The sequence below is a fragment of the Streptomyces sp. NBC_00443 genome (genome assembly GCF_036014175.1).
Classification (GTDB): domain Bacteria; phylum Actinomycetota; class Actinomycetes; order Streptomycetales; family Streptomycetaceae; genus Streptomyces.
Map to the genome: position 1 here is coordinate 1,959,338 of NZ_CP107917.1, position 18,990 is coordinate 1,978,327.

At 70.9% G+C, this 18,990-nt stretch carries 16 protein-coding genes and 2 pseudogenes; 11 read left to right on the plus strand and 7 right to left on the minus strand.

Translation table 11 applies throughout. The annotated features are described in order from the left end of the window. The first annotated feature begins 60 nt into the window (after positions 1–60). The 6 genes from OHO27_RS08810 to OHO27_RS08835 all read left to right on the plus strand — a co-directional run bounded on the left by OHO27_RS08810 (position 61) and on the right by OHO27_RS08835 (position 7,795). A complete protein-coding gene (locus OHO27_RS08810) occupies positions 61–1,818 on the plus strand; it encodes a peptide ABC transporter substrate-binding protein (protein WP_328421971.1) in 1,758 nt (585 codons plus the stop codon). Positions 1,819–1,821: 3 nt separating this feature from the next. Continuing rightward, positions 1,822–2,781 (plus strand): ABC transporter permease, encoded by a 960-nt coding sequence (locus OHO27_RS08815; protein ID WP_328421973.1) that lies wholly within the window; start codon positions 1,822–1,824, stop codon positions 2,779–2,781. A 32-nt stretch (positions 2,782–2,813) separates the two neighbouring features. Beyond that, positions 2,814–3,686, plus strand: coding sequence for an ABC transporter permease (locus tag OHO27_RS08820; RefSeq protein WP_443059694.1), 873 nt, complete (start codon positions 2,814–2,816; stop codon positions 3,684–3,686). Further along, positions 3,683–5,311, plus strand: coding sequence for an ABC transporter ATP-binding protein (locus tag OHO27_RS08825; RefSeq protein WP_328421974.1), 1,629 nt, complete (start codon positions 3,683–3,685; stop codon positions 5,309–5,311). The genes OHO27_RS08820 and OHO27_RS08825 overlap by 4 nt, the downstream gene beginning before the upstream one ends. Beyond that, positions 5,308–6,255, plus strand: a complete 948-nt coding sequence (locus tag OHO27_RS08830) for an ROK family protein (protein ID WP_328421976.1) — start codon at positions 5,308–5,310, stop codon at positions 6,253–6,255. Before OHO27_RS08825 ends, OHO27_RS08830 begins: the two co-directional genes overlap by 4 nt. 160 nt (positions 6,256–6,415) lie before the next feature. Further along, on the plus strand, positions 6,416–7,795 hold the full coding sequence (locus tag OHO27_RS08835; protein ID WP_328421978.1) for a glycoside hydrolase family 43 protein: 1,380 nt from the start codon (positions 6,416–6,418) through the stop codon (positions 7,793–7,795). Between the two features lie 65 nt (positions 7,796–7,860). On the opposite strand, the gene OHO27_RS08840 is transcribed toward OHO27_RS08835, so the two are convergent. Further along, the gene (locus OHO27_RS08840; RefSeq protein WP_328421980.1) at positions 7,861–8,817 is read right to left on the minus strand and encodes an ABC transporter substrate-binding protein; all 957 of its coding nucleotides are present in this window, start codon (positions 8,815–8,817) and stop codon (positions 7,861–7,863) included. 318 nt (positions 8,818–9,135) lie between these two features. Here OHO27_RS08840 and OHO27_RS08845 point away from each other — a divergent pair, with 318 nt between their 5' ends. From OHO27_RS08845 to OHO27_RS08865, 5 genes and pseudogenes are all read left to right on the plus strand, one after another. Then, positions 9,136–11,697: a sensor histidine kinase gene (locus OHO27_RS08845; protein WP_328421982.1), complete on the plus strand. Its 2,562-nt coding sequence runs from the start codon at positions 9,136–9,138 to the stop codon at positions 11,695–11,697. Next, on the plus strand, positions 11,694–12,170 hold the full coding sequence (locus tag OHO27_RS08850) for a roadblock/LC7 domain-containing protein (RefSeq protein WP_328421984.1): 477 nt from the start codon (positions 11,694–11,696) through the stop codon (positions 12,168–12,170). Before OHO27_RS08845 ends, OHO27_RS08850 begins: the two co-directional genes overlap by 4 nt. A gap of 418 nt (positions 12,171–12,588) precedes the next feature. Continuing rightward, positions 12,589–12,994: pseudogene (locus OHO27_RS08855) on the plus strand (DUF742 domain-containing protein). After that, positions 12,981–13,583, plus strand: a complete 603-nt coding sequence (locus OHO27_RS08860) for a GTP-binding protein (RefSeq protein ID WP_328421988.1) — start codon at positions 12,981–12,983, stop codon at positions 13,581–13,583. Before OHO27_RS08855 ends, OHO27_RS08860 begins: the two are co-directional and overlap by 14 nt. Positions 13,584–13,616: 33 nt before the next feature. Then, a pseudogene (locus OHO27_RS08865) lies at positions 13,617–14,050 on the plus strand (RidA family protein). Here OHO27_RS08865 and OHO27_RS08870 read toward each other — a convergent pair. The 6 genes from OHO27_RS08870 to OHO27_RS08895 all read right to left on the minus strand — a co-directional run bounded on the left by OHO27_RS08870 (position 14,024) and on the right by OHO27_RS08895 (position 18,969). Beyond that, positions 14,024–14,692 (minus strand): ABC transporter permease, encoded by a 669-nt coding sequence (locus tag OHO27_RS08870; protein WP_328421990.1) that lies wholly within the window; start codon positions 14,690–14,692, stop codon positions 14,024–14,026. The pseudogene OHO27_RS08865 and the gene OHO27_RS08870 overlap by 27 nt on opposite strands. Continuing rightward, positions 14,689–15,375 carry an ABC transporter permease gene (locus tag OHO27_RS08875; protein WP_328421992.1) on the minus strand — a complete coding sequence of 229 codons (687 nt, stop codon included), beginning with the start codon at positions 15,373–15,375 and terminating at the stop codon, positions 14,689–14,691. Before OHO27_RS08875 ends, OHO27_RS08870 begins: the two co-directional genes overlap by 4 nt. Next, a complete protein-coding gene (locus OHO27_RS08880) occupies positions 15,372–16,577 on the minus strand; it encodes an ABC transporter ATP-binding protein (protein ID WP_328421994.1) in 1,206 nt (401 codons plus the stop codon). Before OHO27_RS08880 ends, OHO27_RS08875 begins: the two co-directional genes overlap by 4 nt. 153 nt (positions 16,578–16,730) lie before the next feature. Then, positions 16,731–17,438: a methyltransferase domain-containing protein gene (locus OHO27_RS08885; protein ID WP_328430388.1), complete on the minus strand. Its 708-nt coding sequence runs from the start codon at positions 17,436–17,438 to the stop codon at positions 16,731–16,733. Between the two features lie 116 nt (positions 17,439–17,554). Then, positions 17,555–18,166, minus strand: coding sequence for a TIGR04282 family arsenosugar biosynthesis glycosyltransferase (locus OHO27_RS08890; RefSeq protein WP_328421995.1), 612 nt, complete (start codon positions 18,164–18,166; stop codon positions 17,555–17,557). Continuing rightward, on the minus strand, positions 18,163–18,969 hold the full coding sequence (locus OHO27_RS08895) for a glycosyltransferase family 2 protein (protein WP_328421997.1): 807 nt from the start codon (positions 18,967–18,969) through the stop codon (positions 18,163–18,165). Before OHO27_RS08895 ends, OHO27_RS08890 begins: the two co-directional genes overlap by 4 nt. Positions 18,970–18,990 lie beyond the last annotated feature (21 nt).

Sequence of the window (18,990 nt, forward strand, 5' to 3'; positions counted from 1 at the left end):
TTCTTCGAACATGCGGGGCTTTCACTGACTGCACCTCGCTTCTGTCCCCTGAGGAGAGCCATGTCCCCTGCTCGCACGAGACTCCTCGCCGCTGCCGCCGTCCTGTCCGCCGGCACTCTGCTGCTCGCGGGCTGCTCCGGGAGCAGCGGTACGTCGACCGGATCCCGCGACTCCATCAACTACGCGCTGCCTGCGAACTTCACGCCGAACTGGATCCTGCCGATCGGTACGGCGGCGCATCTGAACACCAACAACATCTCCATCGCGAACACGCTGTGGGAGCCGCTCATCGCCTACGACGGCTCCACCGGCGAGATCGCCTGGAACAAAGCCGGTTCGGTCGCCACCGACGCCGACTTCGCGCCCGACAACAAGAGCGTGCGGATCACACTGGGCGCCCGGCACTGGAGCGACGGGAAGCCCATCACCTCCCGTGACGTCCGGTTCTGGTTCGACCTCATCAAGGCGAACAAGACGGAGTGGGCGGGCTACAACCCCGGCCAGGCGCCGGACAACTGGACGTCCTTCAAGGCCGAGGACGACCGCCACTTCACCATCACCTTCGACAAGGCCTACAACCCGCAGTGGATGCTGGCCAACGAGCTGAGCTCCATCACACCGCTGCCGCAGCACACCTGGGACAAGGGCGGCGACGCCAAGCAGGTGTGGACGTACCTCAACGACGCCGCGAAGAACATCGGCGACTACGAGAAGAACGCCCTCTGGAAGACCATCAGCGGCCCGTACTCGGTCAAGTCCTACTCGACGGCCGGCAAGGTGGTCCTCACCGCCAACAAGAAGTACGACGGCGGCGAGAAGCCGGCCATCTCCACCGTGAACCTGCTCCCCTTCACCACGGCCGACGCCGAGAAGAACGCCCTGCGCTCCGGCGGCGTCGACTACGGCTACATCGAGGCGACCGACCTCGACCAGAAGGAGAGCTTCACCGCGCAGGGGTACGAGGTGAAGCCGTGGTCCGGCTGGGCGATCACCTACATGCCATACAACTTCAACAACCCGGCGATGGGCGCGGTGTTCAAGCAGCTGTACGCCCGCCAGGCCGTCCAGCGCTCCATCGACCAGGCAAGTCTGGCGAAAGTCGTGTTCAACGGGACGGCGGTCGCCGGCTACGGCCCGGTCCCGCAGGGGCAGGCGTCCGACTTCGTCTCCCAGGTGCAGAAGGACAACCCGTACCCGTTCTCGACGAAGGCCGCCCGGGCGCTGCTGACCGGTCACGGCTGGAGCGAGCAGGGCGGGGTCATGACCTGCACGAGTCCCGGGACCGGGGCTTCCCAATGCGGTGCGGGCGTCGCCAAGGGCACCAGGTTCGAGATGCAGGTGCTGTCGCAGTCCGGCTCGACGGTCACCGGCAACATGATGAGCGCGGTCCAGTCCTCGCTCGCCAGGACCGGCATCAAGTTCTCGATCAGGACCGCGCCCGTCAACTCGGTGCTGTCGCAGACCCCGCAGTGCAAGGCGAGCCAGTCGATCTGCAAGTGGCAGCTGTCCTTCTTCGGGACGGCCGGCAGCTGGTACTTCCCCGCCTTCCCGACCGGTGACTCGCTGTTCCAGACCGGCGGCGGTTCGAACTTCGGCAACTATTCGAACCCGGACGTCGACAAGCTCATCTCCGCCTCCACGACGTCCAGTTCGACCCAGGCGGTCCAGGACTACAGCGCCGCCCTCGCCGCGGACCTGCCGGTGATCTGGCTGCCGGAGCCCGTCTACCAGGTCTCCGTCATCAGGAACGGCCTCGGCGGCTTCTCCCAGGACTCGCTCGCCAACTTCCACCCCGCGCAGTGGAAGTGGACCGGCTGAGGCATGGACACGCTCCTGTACCTCAGCCGCCGGCTCCTCCAAGCCCTCGCCGTGATCCTGATCGTCACGATCGTGGTCTTCTGCCTGCTGCACACCCTGCCCGGAGGCCCCGCACGCGGGATCCTCGGGCCGCAGGCGACGGCCCAGCAGATCGCCGCGTTCAACCACGAACAGGGGCTCGACCGGTCGCTGCCCGTGCAGTACGTCTACTACCTGCGCGAGTTGGCGCAGGGTGACCTCGGGACGTCGTACACCCTCAACGAGGCGGTCTCGCGGCTGATCGAGCAACGGCTGCCGAAGACGCTGGTGCTGACCGTGCTGTCCGCGATGGTCGGGCTGCTGCTCGCGATCCCGCTCGGCATGTGGCAGGCGGTGCGGCGCAACAAGCCGGCCGACTACGTGATCACCACGCTGAGCTTCGTCGCGTACTCGACGCCGGTGTACTTCCTGGGACTGATCCTGGTACTGGTCTTCACCCAGACCCTGCGGTGGTTTCCCTCGCAGGCTCCCCAAGGGGACACGGTGGCCCAGGTGTTCGCCGATCCGGCGGCGCTGGTGCTGCCGGTCGTGACCGGGGCCGCGTCCATGGTGGCCGTGTTCAGCCGGTACATGCGGGCGGCGACGCTGGAGAACCTGTCCGAGGACTATGTGCGGACGGCTCGCGCCGGGGGTGCGGGGCAGTACGCGGTTCTGTTCCGGCATGTGTTCCGCAACTCTCTGACTCCGGTGATCGCGATGCTCGGGTACTACGTGCCGGTGCTGTTCGGTGGGGCGCTGGTGGTCGAGCAGCTCTTCAACTATCCGGGGATGGGGCTGTTGTTCTGGAGTGCTGCCCAGTCGTCCGACTATCCGGTGTTGTTGGGGTGCGTGCTCGTTATCTCCGTCGCGACGGTTGTGGGGACGTTGTTGGCGGATGTGGTGCAGCGCGTTGTTGATCCGCGGGTCAAGGAGATGCAGGCGTGAGCGGTCGTGTGGAAGCTGCGGGCCGGTGGGGGCTGGTCGCGCCCCGCGGCGGAGCCGCAAATCGAAACGGCCCCGCGCCCCTGAAAGCGCGCTTCGCGCGCAATCGGCTCGCTGTGGCCGGGCTTGTAGTCGTCCTCCTCTCTCTTCTCTTCTGCTTCGTCGGGCCGCTGCTCTACTCCACGGACCAGACCCACACCGACCTCACTCAGGTCAATCTCCCGCCGAGTTCGGCCCATTGGCTGGGCACCGATGCCGTCGGGCACGACCAGCTCGGGCGCCTGATGTACGGCGGGCAGGTCTCGTTGCTCGTGGGGCTGGCGGCGGGGGTGCTCGCGACCGTCATCGGGACGTTGTGGGGCGCGGTCGCCGGGTACGCGGGCGGCTGGGTGGACGCGGTGATGATGCGGGTGGTGGACGCCGGGATCGCGATTCCCGCGCTGTTCATCCTGCTGGTCGTCTCCGCGATCACCACGCCGGGCACGGTCGGTCTGATCGTGATCCTCGGGTTGGTGTCGTGGCTGGTGCCGTCCCGGCTGGTGCGGGCCGAGACGCTGACCCTGAAGAACCGCGACTACGTGCTGACGCTGCGCGCGACCGGCGGCACGCACGGCCGGGCGATCCGGCGGCACATCCTGCCGAACTCGGTGTCGACGATCGTCGTTGCGGCGACGTTCCAGGTCGCCGACGCGATCCTGCTCGTCGCCTATGTGTCGTATCTCGGGCTGGGCGTCCAGCCGCCGAAGACCGACTGGGGCGGCATGCTGTCGGCCGGTCTGACGGCGGCGTACTCCGGGCGCTGGTGGCTGATCGTTCCGCCGGGCCTCGCGATCATCCTCGTCGTGTGCGCGTTCAACGCGATCGGCGACGGGCTGCGTGACGCCTTCGACGTGAAGGGACGCGGATGAACATCCTTGAGATCGCCGACCTGGACGTGACCTTCTCGACCGGCACCGGTGACGTGGCCGCCGTGCGCGGAGTGTCGCTGCACGTGCGGCCCGGCGAGACGCTGGCGCTGGTCGGTGAGTCCGGGTCCGGCAAGTCGACGGTGGCGCTCGCCTCGATGGGTCTGCTGCCGGGCAGCGCGCGTGCCTCGGGGCGGGTGACGGTCGACGGCACCGACGTGGTGGGCGCCCCTGAGACCGCGCTGGCCCGGCTGCGGGGCCGTACCGCCTCGATGGTCTTCCAGGAGCCGGCGACCGCCCTGGATCCGCTGACCCGGGTCGGCTCCCAGATCGCGGAAGTCATACGGAACCATCGGCAGGTCTCCCGGTCGGAGGCCGCCCGTGAGGCGGTCGAACTCCTGCGCCGCGTCGGCATTCCCGAGCCGGCCAGGCGCGCGTCGGCCTTCCCCTTCCAGCTGTCGGGCGGGCAGCGCCAGCGGGTCGTCATCGCCATGGCGATCGCCAACTCTCCGGGGCTGCTCATCGCCGACGAGCCGACCACCGCACTCGACGTGACCGTGCAGGCCGAGATCCTTGATCTGCTACGGCGGTTGGCCGCCGACTCGGACACGGGCGTGCTGCTGGTCACGCACAACATGGGTGTGGTCGCCGACTTCGCGGACCGGGTCGCCGTGATGCTGCGGGGCGAGGTCGTGGAGACGGGGACGGTGGAGGACGTGCTGTTGCGGCCACGGCACGAGTACACGCGAAGCCTGCTGGCGGCCGTGCCCAGGCTGCGGCTGAGCGGTGAGGACGCGCCCGCGGCCCAGAAGGCCCCTGTGGTGCAACTGCGCGACGTGTCGGTGCGGTTCGGGCAGGTCCGGGCGCTGGAAGGTGTCTCCCTCGACGTCCGCCCCGGTGAAACCGTCGGTCTCGTGGGCGAGTCCGGGTCGGGCAAGTCGACGGCGGCCAGGGTCGCGCTCGGGCTCATCGCGCCCGCCTCCGGCTCGGTGTCGCTGTTCGGCACCGACCTGGGCCGCGCCCGGGGCCGCAAGCGGCGGGCTCTGCTGTCCGGCGTCGGTGTGGTGCTCCAGGACCCGGTGGCCTCGCTGGACTCACGGATGAGCGTGGCGGAGTGCGTCGCCGAGCCGCTCAGGGTGCACCGGCGACGCATGGCGGCGGCCGAACGGCGGGCCAGGGTCGCCGAGGTGCTGGAACTGGTGCGACTGCCGAAGGAACTGGCGGGCCGTGGACCGCGTGAGCTGTCCGGCGGTCAGCGGCAACGGGTGAGTCTCGCGCGGGCGCTGGTGCTGGACCCCCGGCTGCTGGTCGCGGACGAGCCGACGAGCGCGCTGGACGTGAGTGTGCAGCGCACGGTGCTGGAGGTCATCGCCGAGTTGCAGCGTGAGTTGGGCTTCGCCTGTCTGTTCGTCTCCCACGACCTGGCCGTCGTGCAGGAGTTCGCGCAGCGCGTCGTCGTCATGCGGGAGGGCCGGATCGAGGAGCAGGGGCCGACCATGACAACCCTGCTGCGTCCGGAGACGGAGTACACACGCCGGCTCATCGCGGCCGTGCCCGTACCGGATCCCGTGCTGCAACGGCGGCGCAGGGAACGCCGGAAGGCTCTCGGGACGGGGGCCGGCGCATGACGCGTGGAGTGCTGGCCGGTGTCGACATCGGCGGTACGACGACGCAGGTGGTGCTGTGCGACCCGGACCTCGGCGTCCTGCACCGCGTCGGCGTGCCCACCCCGGCCTCCGACGGCGGGGCGGCGATGGCCGGCGCCGCGCTGGATACCGTACGGCTGCTGCTGGGCCGTACCTCCGCACGGCTGCTCGGCGTCGGGGTGGGCGCGGCGGGCGTGGTGGACGCGCGGGCCGGGCGGGTACTGGTGGCCAGCTACTCGTTCCGCGGCTGGGCCGGGTTCGCGGTGACGGCGGTGTTCGAGGAGGCGCTGGGTGTACCGGCGTTCCTGGACAACGACGTGAACGCCTTCCTGCGCGGGGAGGCGACGGCCGGTTCGGTGGCGGGCGAGCCGGATGTGCTCGGGATGACGCTGGGCACGGGGGTCGGCGGGGCGCTGTGGCTGGGCGGCGTGCTCTACGACGGCCCGCACGGCGCGGCGGGCGAGATCGGGCACGTGCCCGGTTTCGGCGACCTGCCCTGTACGTGTGGTGGGCGCGGGCATCTGGAGACCCTGGCCTCGGGCCGTGCGATCGCCGGCCGGTACGCCGAGCGCACGGGCCGTTCGCGCACGTCCGGGGAGGTCGCCGAGGCCGCGCGGGCGGGTGACGGGGACGCGCTCGCCGTGTACGACGCGGCGGGGGCCGCCGTCGCCCGTGCCCTGCTCGTCACGGCGGGACTGCTGGACGTCACCACGGTGGTCGTCGGCGGTGGCGTGAGCCGCTCCTGGGCCTTGCTGGAGCGCTCGGTCCGCTCTGCCCTGAGCGCCGAGCCGCCCGTCAGCGGCCATCCCATCCGCGTCCTGCCGGCCGGGCTCGGCGCCGACGCGGTGGCGATCGGGGCGGCGGCACGCGCGCGTGTGGAACTGGGGCCTCTGGCGGGCCGGGTGGCGGAAATCCGCCAAGGGTGACCGAGTGGTTGACGCGCATCCCGCACTGTCCTACCTTCTGGTCGATTTACCGAACTCCGTTCGATATACCGGCAGTTCGACGTGCTCGTCCGCCTCGACCACAAGGCCCGCATCCCCCACGCCCCCGCATCCCCGCATCCCCGCATCTCCTGGAGCGCACATGGCCCACCCCTCCCGCAGACACGTCCTCGGTATGGCAGCGACCGTTCCGCTCGCGGCGACCGGCGCCCTGACCCTCGGAGCCGGGACGGCCCACGCCGCCGACTCGGCGTACGTCATGGCCTACTTCACCGAGTCCAACACCATGCTCGAGGCCGACTACGGTCTCCATCTGGCCGTCAGCACCGACGGTCTGCGCTGGATGCCGCTGAACCAGAACAACCCGGTGGTCACCCCGACCCTCGGCGCGGGAGGCCTGCGCGATCCGTTCGTTCTGCGGAAGCAGGACGGCACCTTCGTGGTGCTGGCGACCGACCTCAAAGGCACCGACTGGAGCCGCAACAGCGTCAACATCCACGTCTGGGACTCCACCGACCTGCGGTCCTTCACCGGCTACCGGCTGCTGAAGCTGCACGACATGACAGGCACCCACAGCTGGGCGCCGGAGGCCTACTGGGACGCCGGACGCGGGCAGTACGCCATCCTCTACTCGTCGGTGAACGGCAGCGGCCACAACGTGATCATGGTCAGCTACACGACCGACTTCCGCACCACCCAGAATCCGCAGGTCTTCTTCGACCCCGGCTACGACGTCATCGACGGCAATCTGACCGTGGGCGTGAACGGCGTCAACTACCTCTACTTCAAGCGCGACCAGACGCTGGTCGGCGCCCGGTCCGCCTCGCTGAACCCCGGCAGCTTCACGGTCTTCAGCACCCCGGCCGCACAGGGCGGCACCGAGGCACCGACGGTGGTGAAGTCGCTGACGTCCAACACCTGGTACCTGTGGGGAGACACGTACACGCCCAATGGGGTCTTCTACGCCTGGCAGTCGACCGACCTCGCCGCCGGCACCTGGACGGCGCTCGACCAGCGCCTCTACACCCAGCCGCTCAACTCCAAGCACTGCGGCATCCAGCCGATCACCCAGGCCCAGTACACCAACCTGGTCTCGCACTGGGGCGCTCCGGCCTGGAACCGGCTCAAGTCGTACAACTACCCGGCGCGTTACGTCCGGCACAGCGGCTTCGCCGGCCGGATAGACGAGTACCCCTTCGATCCGTTCCCCGACTCGCAGTGGAAGCTGGTGCCGGGGCTGGCCGACTCCTCAGGTGTCTCGTTCCAGTCGGTCAACTACCCGACCCGCTATCTGCGGCACTACACCTACGCCCTGCGCCTCGACGAGAGCGACGGCACGTCGACGTTCGCAGCTGACGCGACCTTCTACCGGACGGCCGGGCTCGCCGACGCCTCCTGGACATCGTTCCGCTCCTACAACAACCCGACCCGCTACATCAGGCACGCGAACTACACCCTGCGCATCGACCCGGTCTCCACGGCCACCGAGCGTCAGGACGCCACGTTCCACGTCGGCCACTGAGCGGCCTCGCACAGGGTGGGGTGGTGGCGGCGGCACCGGCCGGCCACGACCCCACCCCGGCTGCGTCAGTTGAGGCCGGCCGACTTCAGCCAGGCCTTCGCCACGTCCAGCGGGTCCTTGCTCTCCAGCTGCACCTGGGAGTCCAGGTCGAGGAGCGTCTTGGTGTCCAGCTTGGCCGAGACCGCGTTGAGCGCCTCGACGCCCTCCTGGGAGAGGCCGCTCTTGTATACGAGCGGGGTCACGTTGGCGAAGCCGAAGAGGTTCTTCGGGTCCTTCAGGACGACGAAGCCCTCCTTGGTGATGGTCGGGTCGGTGGTGAAGATGTCCGCGGCCTGCACGGTGTTCTTCGTCAGCGCCGCCTGGGTGAGCGGGCCGCCCGCGTCCAGCGCCTTGAAGGACTTGAACTTCAGGCCGTAGTCGGACTCCAGGCCCTTCAGGCCCTGGTGCCGGGTCTGGAACTCGGGCGAGCCGCCGATCACCAGGTCCGGGGCGATGTCCTTGAGGTCCTCAAGGCTGGACTCGGCCGTCAGCTTGTGCTTCTTCGCCGTCTCCGCGTTGATGCTGACCGAGTCCTTGTCCTCGGCCGGCGAGGACTCCAGCAGCGTCAGCTTCGCGTCCAGCTTGCTCTTGACCGCGGCGTTCACGGCGGCGGCCGACTTCTGCTCCGCCTTGTTGTCGAGGTAGGCGAGCAGCGAGCCGTTGTACTCCGGCAGGACCGTGATGGAGCCGTTCTTCAGCAGACCGTAGGTCGTCTCGCGGCTGCCGATGTTGGGCTTGTAGGTGACCTTGATGCCCTTGGCCTTCAGGGCCTCGCCGTAGATGTCGGCGAGCAGGATGCTCTCGGCGAAGTTGTTCGAGCCGACGACCACGGTGTCGCCGCTCGGCTTGTCCCCGGCCAGCGGGTCGGACTTGTCGTCGGAGGAGGAACATCCCGCCAGCAGCGCCGCCGTGGCGGCGAGCGCGACGGCGGCCGCGCCGGGATGCTTCCTGAAGGACCTGCTGCTTACGGCGGTGGAAGTCACGATTCCCGTTCCGGTTTGTGGGGGTTGGCGGGCCGACCCCGAGGTCTGGGCAGAGCTCTCCACTGATCCAATCCAGCCGGTTCTGCCCCAGTCAAGAGCAATCCGGTCACCGATTGGCCTCGAACAATGGTCGCTTGTGCCCCGATGTGAAGGGGGGACGGTTGGGGCGCAGGGTGTTGTAACGGATTCTTGACGTACAGTTCCGGTCACGAAAGGCAAGAGGCGGTAGTGTCCCCGACGTTGACGGGGGCGATACCGGTCAACAACGGTCACGTGAGACCTCGCGCGCCGTGTGACGCCCACGAAGGAGGCAACTCGGTGTCCACGAACGAGGTGGGCGCTCTGCGCCCACGTCGTCTACGCGGTTTCGCCGACCGCTGGCCCTTCAGGCGGAAGCTCAACCTTCTCGTCGGTGTGCCGCTGACCGTGGTAGCCGTCCTTCTCGCCTATCTCATAGCCGACCAGACCGTACAGTCACGAGACGCGGCCGACGCCGCCCGGCTGGTCCGCGAGAGCACCGAGGTCGCCACCCTCGCCGACCGGCTGGCCTCCGAGCACCAGCAGGCCGTCCTGCTCTCCGTACGGCACGAGGCCTCCGAGGGCGACGCGCCTTCGTCCGCCGCCTACCGCACGGCGCAGTCCCTCGTGAACTCCCAGGTCGAGCGGGTACGCGACGCCTTCGGGGAAAGGCTGCCGGAGACCGAGGCACAGGCCCTGCGGGGAGTCGAGGGCCTCAGCAGCCTGCGTGACACCGTCGAGCAGGGGTATCTGCCCGCCGAGAACATCGACCCCGCGTACACCCACGCCGCGCAGAACCTGATCGACGGCCTGGGCCTGGACCGCGACCCCGACCTCGCGACCGCCTTCACCGGCAACCTGCTGGACTCGCTGCTCCGCGCGGGCGCCGCCCACAGTGCCTTCGAGACCGGCGTCTTCTCCGCGTCGACCGGTGACTCCAACGCCCTCATCGAGTTCATCGGCGCGGTCGGCTCGTACGACGAGTACACGCATCAGGCAGAACGTTTCTCCCGGTTCGCCACCGAGGCCCAGGCCGCGCAGCTCGCCGGCATCAAGTACACCGCCGCGCAGAGCGTCATCAGCCGGCACTTCGCCGAGCTGCAGATCGACCCCGGCGCCGCCCAGGGCGGCTCGCCCGCGGAGATCCGCACGTCACTCGACACGGCGCTCGACTCCTACCCCGCCTATCGTGACCAGGCCAAAACCCGGCTGGCGATCACCACCTCGCTCATCGGCCAGATCGCCGACCAGGCGGAGAGCGCCTCCGACAAGGCGGCGTGGCGCGCGGTGCTCCTGCTGGGCCTCGCCCTGCTCGGCCTCGCCGTCTGGCTGGTCCTCGCGATGCTGGTGCGCCGCTCGGTGGTCCGCCCGGTGCAGGCCCTCACGGGTGCCGCGCGGCAGGTCGCCGAGGTCGCCGAACGCGAGCTGGCCCGGGTGGCCGACGACGACGCCGAGGACGACGGTCCACCTCGGCTGCGCGCGATGCCGGTCACCGCGCGCGACGAGATCGGCGAACTCGCCGAGACGTTCAACCAGGTGCAGACCATGGCGGCCGCGCTGCTGGAGCGACAGGTGCTCAGCCGGCGCAACGTCGCCGAGATGTTCGGCAACGTGGGGCGCCGGGTCAGCAACCTCACCACACGCCAGCTCGCCCTGATCGACGCGGTGGAGCGGGGCGAGACCGATCCGGCTCTCCTCGAGCGGCTGTACTCCATCGACCACATCGCGGTCCGGCTGCGCCGCAACGCCGACAGCCTGATGCTGCTCGCCGGCATCCACGAGGCGGTCCTCGACTCCGGTCCCACCGCGCTCACCAACGTCGTACGCGCCGCGCTCGGCCAGATCGAGGGCTACCAGCGCGTGGAGCTGCGCGCCCGGACCGAGGCGGTGGTGGAGCCGGAGGTCATCGGCGACCTGACGCTGATGATCGCCGAACTCCTGGAGAACGCGGTGTCGTTCTCACCCGAGGGCAGCCCGGTCGAGGTGACGGTGGCGGCCTCCGGCAACGACGCGGTGATCGTCGTCTCCGACCACGGCCTGGGCATGGCCCCCGAACGGCTCGACGAGGAGAACGCCCGCCTGATCCGCCGCGAACGGCTCGACCTCGTACCGACGAAGGTCCTGGGCCTGTTCGTGGTCGGCACGCTCGCGCGCCGCTGGGAAGTCGCGGTCACGCTCTCCCGCACGCCTGGCGGCGGTGTGACGGCCGAGGTGACGGTGCCGTCGTCGCTGCTGGTGACGGGGAGCACCACGGGGTCTACGGCTACGGCGGCACTGGCCGCGGTGGCCCGCGGCGGCTCGGTGCCGAAGGCTGAGCACGGGGGCCATGCGGGTGCGGCCACCGGCCCCCGGCCGTCCGCCGCCGCGCAGGGGGATGCCGCGCAGGGGGATGCCGTACGGCCGGACGACGCTGCGGACGCCGACGGGCTGCGGCCTCTCCCCCGCCGTGTCGCGCAGCGCGGGCCCGCTCCGGACGAGACGCCGGCCGTCCTCCCTCCCGCAACCGGCCTCGGCGCGGCGGCATCCGCCGACCACGCACGGGCCGACCAGCCGGACTCCTCCGCGCCGGCGGCCCGCCCTCTGCGTCGCCGCGTCCGCGGTGCGACTCTGCGTACGACCGCCGAGGCCTCCGAGGCCTCCAAGCAGCAGACGGCGTTGCGGCATGCCGCGCGGACGCTCGACGCGGAGGCCGTGCGGGCCGCGCTCGACGAGTTCGAGGCCGCCGTCGAGCGCGCGCATCGCGACAGCCGGAACGGCGGTGTCGGCGGTGACGGCGGCGTCGATGCGCAATCCGCCCAAGTGACAACCCCAGCCCCCCATACGCACGACCAGAACGACCCCCAGGAAGGAGCGGAGCAGTGAGCACGTCGACAGGTGGCACCCCGGCGGGAGGCCCCACACCGGCCGAACTGCAGGCCGCCGCAGCCGACTTCACCTGGCTGCTGAATCGCTTCGCGAAGGAGACGGCCGGTGTCGTGGACGCCATCGCCGTCTCGTCCGACGGCCTCCTCATCGCCGTGTCCGAGCTGCGTGAGCACGCCGACTCCGAGCGGCTCGCCGCGATCGTCTCCGGCATCACCAGCCTGGCCGCCGGCGCCTCCGGCAACTACGGCCTCGGCGGCCTGAACAAGGTCATCATCGACCTGGAGGGCGGCCACGTCCTGGTCTCCACGATCGGCAGCGGCGCCGTGCTCGGCGTCGTCACCGACAAGGAGGCCAAGCTGGGCAACATCGCCTACGAGATGACCGTGTTCGCCAACCGCGCCGGTTCCGCCCTCAGCCCGCAGCTCGTACTGGAGCTGAAGAACAGCGTCGGCGCCACGTCGCCCCGCTGACCGCGCCGGGAAGACACCCGGGAGCCCCGGCGAGCGGCACGGCACCCGGCCGAGGAGGACGGACAACGCCATGGCGGACGGCACCCCAGCGCCGGGCCTCGACGGCCCGGAACACGATGGGCCGGAGCCCGGCAGGCCCGAGTCCGACGGGCCGGAGCCTGTCGCACCGGGTCCGGGTCCGGGTCCCGGTGGGCCGAACCCCGGCGGCCCGGAACACGGTGAGCCAGGCCTCAAAGGGCCGGATCCCGGCGAGCCGGGCCTCGACAGGTCGCAGCCGGATGGGCCGGGCCCTGACGGGCCGGACCTCGACGGGCCGAACCTCTATGAGCCCGACCGCGACGGGCCCGGCCTCGACGGACTGAAGCCTGACGGACCGCGCCTCGACGGGCCGGACCTAGATGGGGCGGAGCCTGACGGGGTGGACCCCGGTGGGTCGCCGTCGGTCGGTCCCGCCTCCGCCGTGCGGCCCTTCCTGGTGACCGCCGGGCGGGTCGTGGCCGATGCCGACGGGCGGTCGATGCCCGTCGAGACGCAGGTGGTGGCCACCACCGAGGGGCTCGACGCGCTCGGCCGGCGGGCCTTCGAGGAGCACGACATCGTCGCCGTCTGCCGGCTGCCGCAGTCCATCGCCGAGATCGCGGCCCGGCTGCGGCTGCACCTCAACGTGGTGCGCGTCCTCGCCGAGGACCTGCGCGCCGCCGGGCAGTTGACGGTGCACGTGCCCGACTCCGGCGTCATCCACGACGCATCCGTACTGCGCAGGGTCATCGACGGCCTGCGCGCCATACCCGACTCCCGAGGGGTCACTCCGTGACGACGACTGAACCGGCCACCGGCGCGTCCGCCGCGCCGGCCGCCACCGTACGACCGCCGCTGCCGGTCAAGATGGTGATCGCCGGCGGCTTCGGCGTGGGCAAGACCACCACCGTGGGCGCCATATCCGAGATCGAGCCGCTGACCACCGAGGCCGCGATCACGGAGGTCGCGGCGGGCGTGGACGACCTCACGCACACACCCCGCAAGACGACGACCACCGTGGCCATGGACTTCGGCTGCCTCACCATCGACCCCAGCCTGAAGCTGTATCTGTTCGGCACGCCCGGGCAGGAGCGGTTCGGGTTCATGTGGGACGACATCGTCGAGGGCGCGGTCGGCGGGCTCGTCATCGTGGACAGTCGCCGGCTCGACGACTGCTACGCCGCCGTCGACTACTTCGAGCACAAGGGCATCCCCTTCGCGGTGGCCGCCAACGCCTTCGACGGCAAGGTCGAGCACACGCTGGAGGAGATCCGCTGGGCCCTCGACGTCACCGACGGCGTCCCGGTCGTCGTCTTCGACGCCCGCGAACGCGGCTCGGTCCGGGACGCCCTGCTCGTCGTACTGGAACTGGCACTGGCGCGCACGGATGACTGACAGCGGGCGGCGGACGGCGGGGCGTGGTCCACCCTGCACGACCCCACCCCGCTGAGCTACAGCCACGCCGTCTCGGCTCCCGGCGAACTCGTCTTCATCGCAGGCCAGTACGCCTCCGACGGCAACGGCACACCCGTGCCGGGCGACTTCCCGGCCCAGGTGGAGCTGGCCCTCGACCGGCTGCGCTCGGCGCTGGAGGGCGTCGGCCTCGGCTACGAGCACGTCGTCCGCCTGGGCACCTTCATCGTCGACCACGACGCGGCCAGACTGGAGCCATCGGCACAGCCCTGCACGCCCGGTTCAGCGACCGCCTGCCCGCCCAGACCCTGAGCGGCGTCGCCTCGCTCGCGCTGCCGGGCATGCTGTTCGAGGTCGACGCGGTCGCCGTACGGCCGTCCCCGCGGGTCTGGTCGCGCCTGCGGACCACCGTGGGTGCGTGGCTAGCGGCGCCTGCGCACCCCCGGTGAGACCGCGAACCGTGCCGCTGCCCAGAACAGCGCCAGCGTCGTGAGCGCCATGGCGGCGACCAGGGTGGCGCCGCCGACGACCTTCTCGTAGTTGCGCTGGTAGAGGCCGTCGATGATGTAGCGGCCGAGGCCGCCGAAGCTGACGTACGCGGCGATGGTGGCCGTCGAGACGATCTGGATGGCTGCCGACCGCAGGCCGCTGAGGATCAGCGGGAGGGCCACGGGCAGTTCGACCCGGAACAGGACCCCGGTCTCGGCCATACCCATGCCGCGAGCGGCGTCCACCGGCGCGGGGTCGACGGAGCGCATGGCCTCGTAGGTGGTGACGAGGATGGGCGGGATGGCGAGCACGACCAGCGGGATCATGACGGGGGCCATGCCCAGGCCGAGCAGGATGAACATCAGCACCATCAGGCCGAAGCTGGGCAGCGCCCGGGCGGAGGTGGCGATGAGGGCGAGCGCGTTGCCGCCGCGCCCGGTGTGGCCCGTGAGCAGCCCGACCGGCAGTCCGACCGCGGCGGCGATGCCGAGTGCCAGCAGCGTGTACTGGACGTGCTCGGAGAGCCGCGCGGGGATGCCGTCGTAGCCCTGCCAGTGCGCGCTGTCGCTGAAGAAGGAGTTGATGAAGTTCAGGACGTTCACCGGGCGGCCTCCTTCATGGCGAGCGGGCGCGCGTTCTTGCGGGTGCCGCGCGGCATCCAGGGCGTCAGGAGCAGACGCAGGCCGATCAGCACGGCGTCCACGAGGATGGCGAGGACGGCCGTACCCACCACGGAGAGCCACACCAGGCGGGGCTGGTTGTAGATCAGGCCGCTGTTGAGCAGGTTGCCGAGGGCTCCCGCGTTGCCGATGAGCATGCCGACGCTGACCAGGGAGACGCTCGACACGGAGGCCACCCGCAGTCCGGCGATGATCGCGGGCGCCGCGATCGGCAACTGCACCTGGACATAGCGTCGTACGGGCCCGAAGCCCATGGCGGTGGCGGCGGCCAGTGTCTCCTGCGGCACCGACCGCACACCGTCCACGATGGCCGGGACCAGCACCACCAGGCTGTAGACGGCCAGCGGGATCATCACCGTGAGTTCGCTCAGGCCGGTGTAGTCGATGAGGATGACGAAGAAGGCGAGGGAGGGGATCGCGTACAGCACGGTCGTCACCCACAGCACGGGCGCGTACAGCCAGCGCACGCGCACGCACAGCTGGGCGACGGGCAGCGCCACGAGCAGCCCGGCGAGCACGGGGATCAGTGCCTCGCGCAGGTGCAGGCCGACCAGTCCGAAGTAGCTGTTCTGGAGGTCGCTCGGCATGTCGAAGAGCTCGGTCATGGCGCGACCTTCTCGGTCGTCCCGGTCGTCCCGGTCGTCCCGGGCTTCCTGGGCTTCCCGAGGTTTCCGGTCTTTCCGGCCTTGCCGTCGTCCGCGCGCCGCTCCGCGTGGGCACCGCGGATGGCCTCGCCGATGGTCTGCTGCGAGACGACCCCCGTGGCCCGGCCGTCGGCGTCCACGGCTACGGCCCACCCGGTGGGCGAGAGAACGGCACAGTCGAGGGCGGCCCGCAGCGAGTCGGTACCGGTCACGAACGGGCGCCCGTACGGCAGGAGTCGGTCGGCCTCGATCTCCCCGGCGGTGATGTCCTGCGGCTCGCCCCAGCCGAGGGGCTTGCCGTCCGGGTCGGTGACCAGGAGATACGGCGCGTCGGCCGTGCCGGCGGCGGTGATCTGCTCGGCGGTGGCGTCGACGGCCACGATGGGCTCGCTCAGCAGCTCCAGGCCCGCCGAGGGGAAGAACGACAGTCGCCGGATGCCCCGGTCCGCGCCGAGGAAGTCCTCCACGAACTCGTCCGCGGGGTGGGTCAACAGCTCGGCCGGCGGGGCGAACTGGGCGAGCTTGCCGCCCGTGCGCATCACGGCGACCATCGTGCCGAGCTTGACGGCCTCGTCGATGTCATGGGTGACGAAGACGATGGTCTTGCCCAACTCCTCCTGGATCCGCAGGAGTTCGTCCTGCAAACCCTTGCGGACCACGGGGTCGACGGCCGAGAAGGGCTCGTCCATCAGCAGCACCGGCGGATCCGCCGCGAGCGCCCGGGCCACGCCGACGCGCTGCTGCTGGCCGCCGGAGAGCTGGTACGGGTAGCGCTTGGCGAGCGCCCCGTCGAGGCCGACCCGCTCCATCAGCTCCCGCGCCCGCGCCCGGGACTTCTCCTTGCCCCAGCCGAGCATGCGGGGCACCGTGGCGATGTTGTCGATGATCGTGCGGTGCTGGAAGAGGCCGGCGTTCTGGATGACGTACCCCATGGACCGGCGCAGGGTGTTGACCGGCTGCTGCTGGATGTCCACGTCGTCGAGGAGGATGGTGCCCTCGCTGGGCTCGACCATCCGGTTGATCATCCGCAAGGTGGTCGTCTTGCCGCAGCCCGACGGTCCGACGAGGACGGTGACCGAGCGGTCGGGTATCTCCAGAGAGAGCTGGTCGACCGCCACCGTGCCGTCCGGATACCGCTTGGTGACTGAATCTATCCGTATCAAAACGCCGAATACCCTTCGGGTCTGGCAGATTTCGCCCGCTTTTGACCACGGGTCCGGGCCGTTGAGGGGAGAGTCTAGACGTCCAGTGTTGCGGGACTGTGGACTGGACCGGCTCGGTGCGGGCGGGATCGTTGCACTACAGCGGCTGCACCGTCAGCGCCGCCCGCTGACTCCGCTGGTGCGCAGGGCCACGAAGGAACGGCCGCCCGCCACCCACTGACCGACGGCACCGAACTCGGCGCGCTCCGCGTGCCGCAGCAGGGCGGGGGTGCCGAGGCGGGCCCAGGGGAAGGGGGTGCCGGTGGCGCCGCCGGCGTCGGTGACGTGGACGTGGACGCGCTCGTCGAGGTCCAGGTCGGGCACGGTCTCCGCGATCAACAGGCCGCCGGGGGTGAGGAGTCGGGACGTCCGGTCGAGCAGCGCCGCCGGGTCGCCGCCGATGCCGATGTTGCCGTCGATGAGCAGGGCGGTGCCCCAGCGGCCCTCGCCGGGCAGCGAGTCGAAGACGGAGCGGCGCAACGCCGGTCCCCCGAGCCGCAGTGTGCACGCGACGGCGACCTCACTGACGTCGATGCCGAGCACCCGGCGCCCCTGCCGCCCCAACGCCGCCACCAGCCGCCCGGGCCCACACCCGACATCCAGCACCGCCCCCTCACAACGCCGCAGCACGTCCATGTCCACCGCGTCGGCCTCCGCACACCACCGCTCCACGTCGAGCGGCAGCAGCCAGCCGTCGGTACGACGCAGAAAGAGGGGCCCCTGACCCGCGCGGAGGGCACGCGTATAGGGGTCGGCGGACCAGGAGGCGGTATCGGAGGGGGAGACCCGAACGCGGATGCCGGGGCCTGCGCCCACGCCCATGGCGGGCTCGGGCGAAGTTCCTCGTGGGCGGCTGCCGGTGGCGGTGTCCGCGTGGTGGATCGTGACCGGGCCCGCCTGGCGGGCGATCCTTGCCGTCGCCGTCTCGTGCGGGGCGCTCATCGGTCCACCGTCGGGGTGAGGTGCGCCAGCGCTGTCGCGAAGCGTCCGCCCGGTGCCGCCGCGGCGACCAGGCCGGCGTCGGATGCCGTGTCCACGTCGCGCAGGCGGGGCAGGTCGCGCACGCGCAGACCCGAGAGCCGGGCCCGCTGCACTTCGCCGGTCCGCGGTGTCGACATCGGGACGCCGCGCAGCCGTGCCGGGTCCGGTTCGGCCATGCCGAGTGCCCAGAAGCCGCCGTCCTCGGCCAGGCCGAAGTAGGCGTCGCAGCCCGACCAGTCCACGGTCAGCAACTCGGGCGTCACCTGCGGGGTGTCCATACCGATGAGCAGCGCCGGGCCGTCACACCCCGCGAAGGCTTCGGCCAGCCGTTCGTCGAGGCCGCCCGCGCACTGCCGTACGACGTCGAAACCGGGCGGCACCCAGGGGCCCGGCGTCCCGTCCAAGACCAGCACCCGGCGCCGGGCCGGCGTCCGCGCCACGGCGTCCAGCGTGTCCACGAGGGCCGCCTCCGCGAGCACGGCCGCCTCCTCGGGCGTGAAGGGCGGGGTCAGCCTGGTCTTCACCCGGCCCGGCCGGGGCTCCTTGGCGATGACGAGGAGCGTGGTCACGAGCGGGTTCCTTTCGACGGGGCGGAGCCGGGTCGGGATCGGGCGCGGTGGGCCGACTCGGCTTCGGCACCTGCGACGGACCACGCGCCCGCCCCCGCAGCCCCGTCCCCCTCCCCCAGCACCCGGCTCATGTCCCGCACCGCCTGCCAGGTCCCCCGCCAGGTCCCCGTCACCTTCGAGGCACCCGTGCGGGGCAGGTACGGGACGTCGTACTCGGCGATGCGCCAGCCCGCGTCGGCGGCACGGACGACCATCTGGAGGGGGTAGCCGCTGCGGCGGTCGGTGAGGGCGAGGGTGCGCAGGTGGTCACGGCGGGCGGCGCGGAGCGGGCCCAGGTCGTGCAGGCGCAGGCCGGTGCGGCGGTGGAGGAGGCGGGTGAGGGCGAGGTTGCCGGCGCGGGCGTGCAGCGGCCAGGTGCCGCGGGACGCGGGGCGGCGTCGGCCCAGGATCAGGTCGGCCTCGTCGGCCACGATCCGGCGTACGAAGGGCATCAGGTCGCCCGGGTCGAGCGAGGCGTCGCAGTCGCAGAAGCAGACGATGTCGGCCGTGGCGGCGGTCAGCCCCGCGTGGCAGGCCGCGCCGAAACCGCGTCGTTCCTCGTGCACGACCGTCGCGCCGAGCTCGCGGGCGACGGCGGCCGAGCCGTCGGTGGAACCGTTGTCCACGACGAGCGCCCGCCAGCCGGGCGGGATCCGCTCCAGGACCCAGGGCAGGGCCTCGGCCTCGTCGAGACAGGGAAGCACGACGTCGACGGACGCCGTGCGGAGTTCATTCGCTGCGGATGGGGTCGTCACGGCTCTCACCCTACGAGCCAGAAACAGACA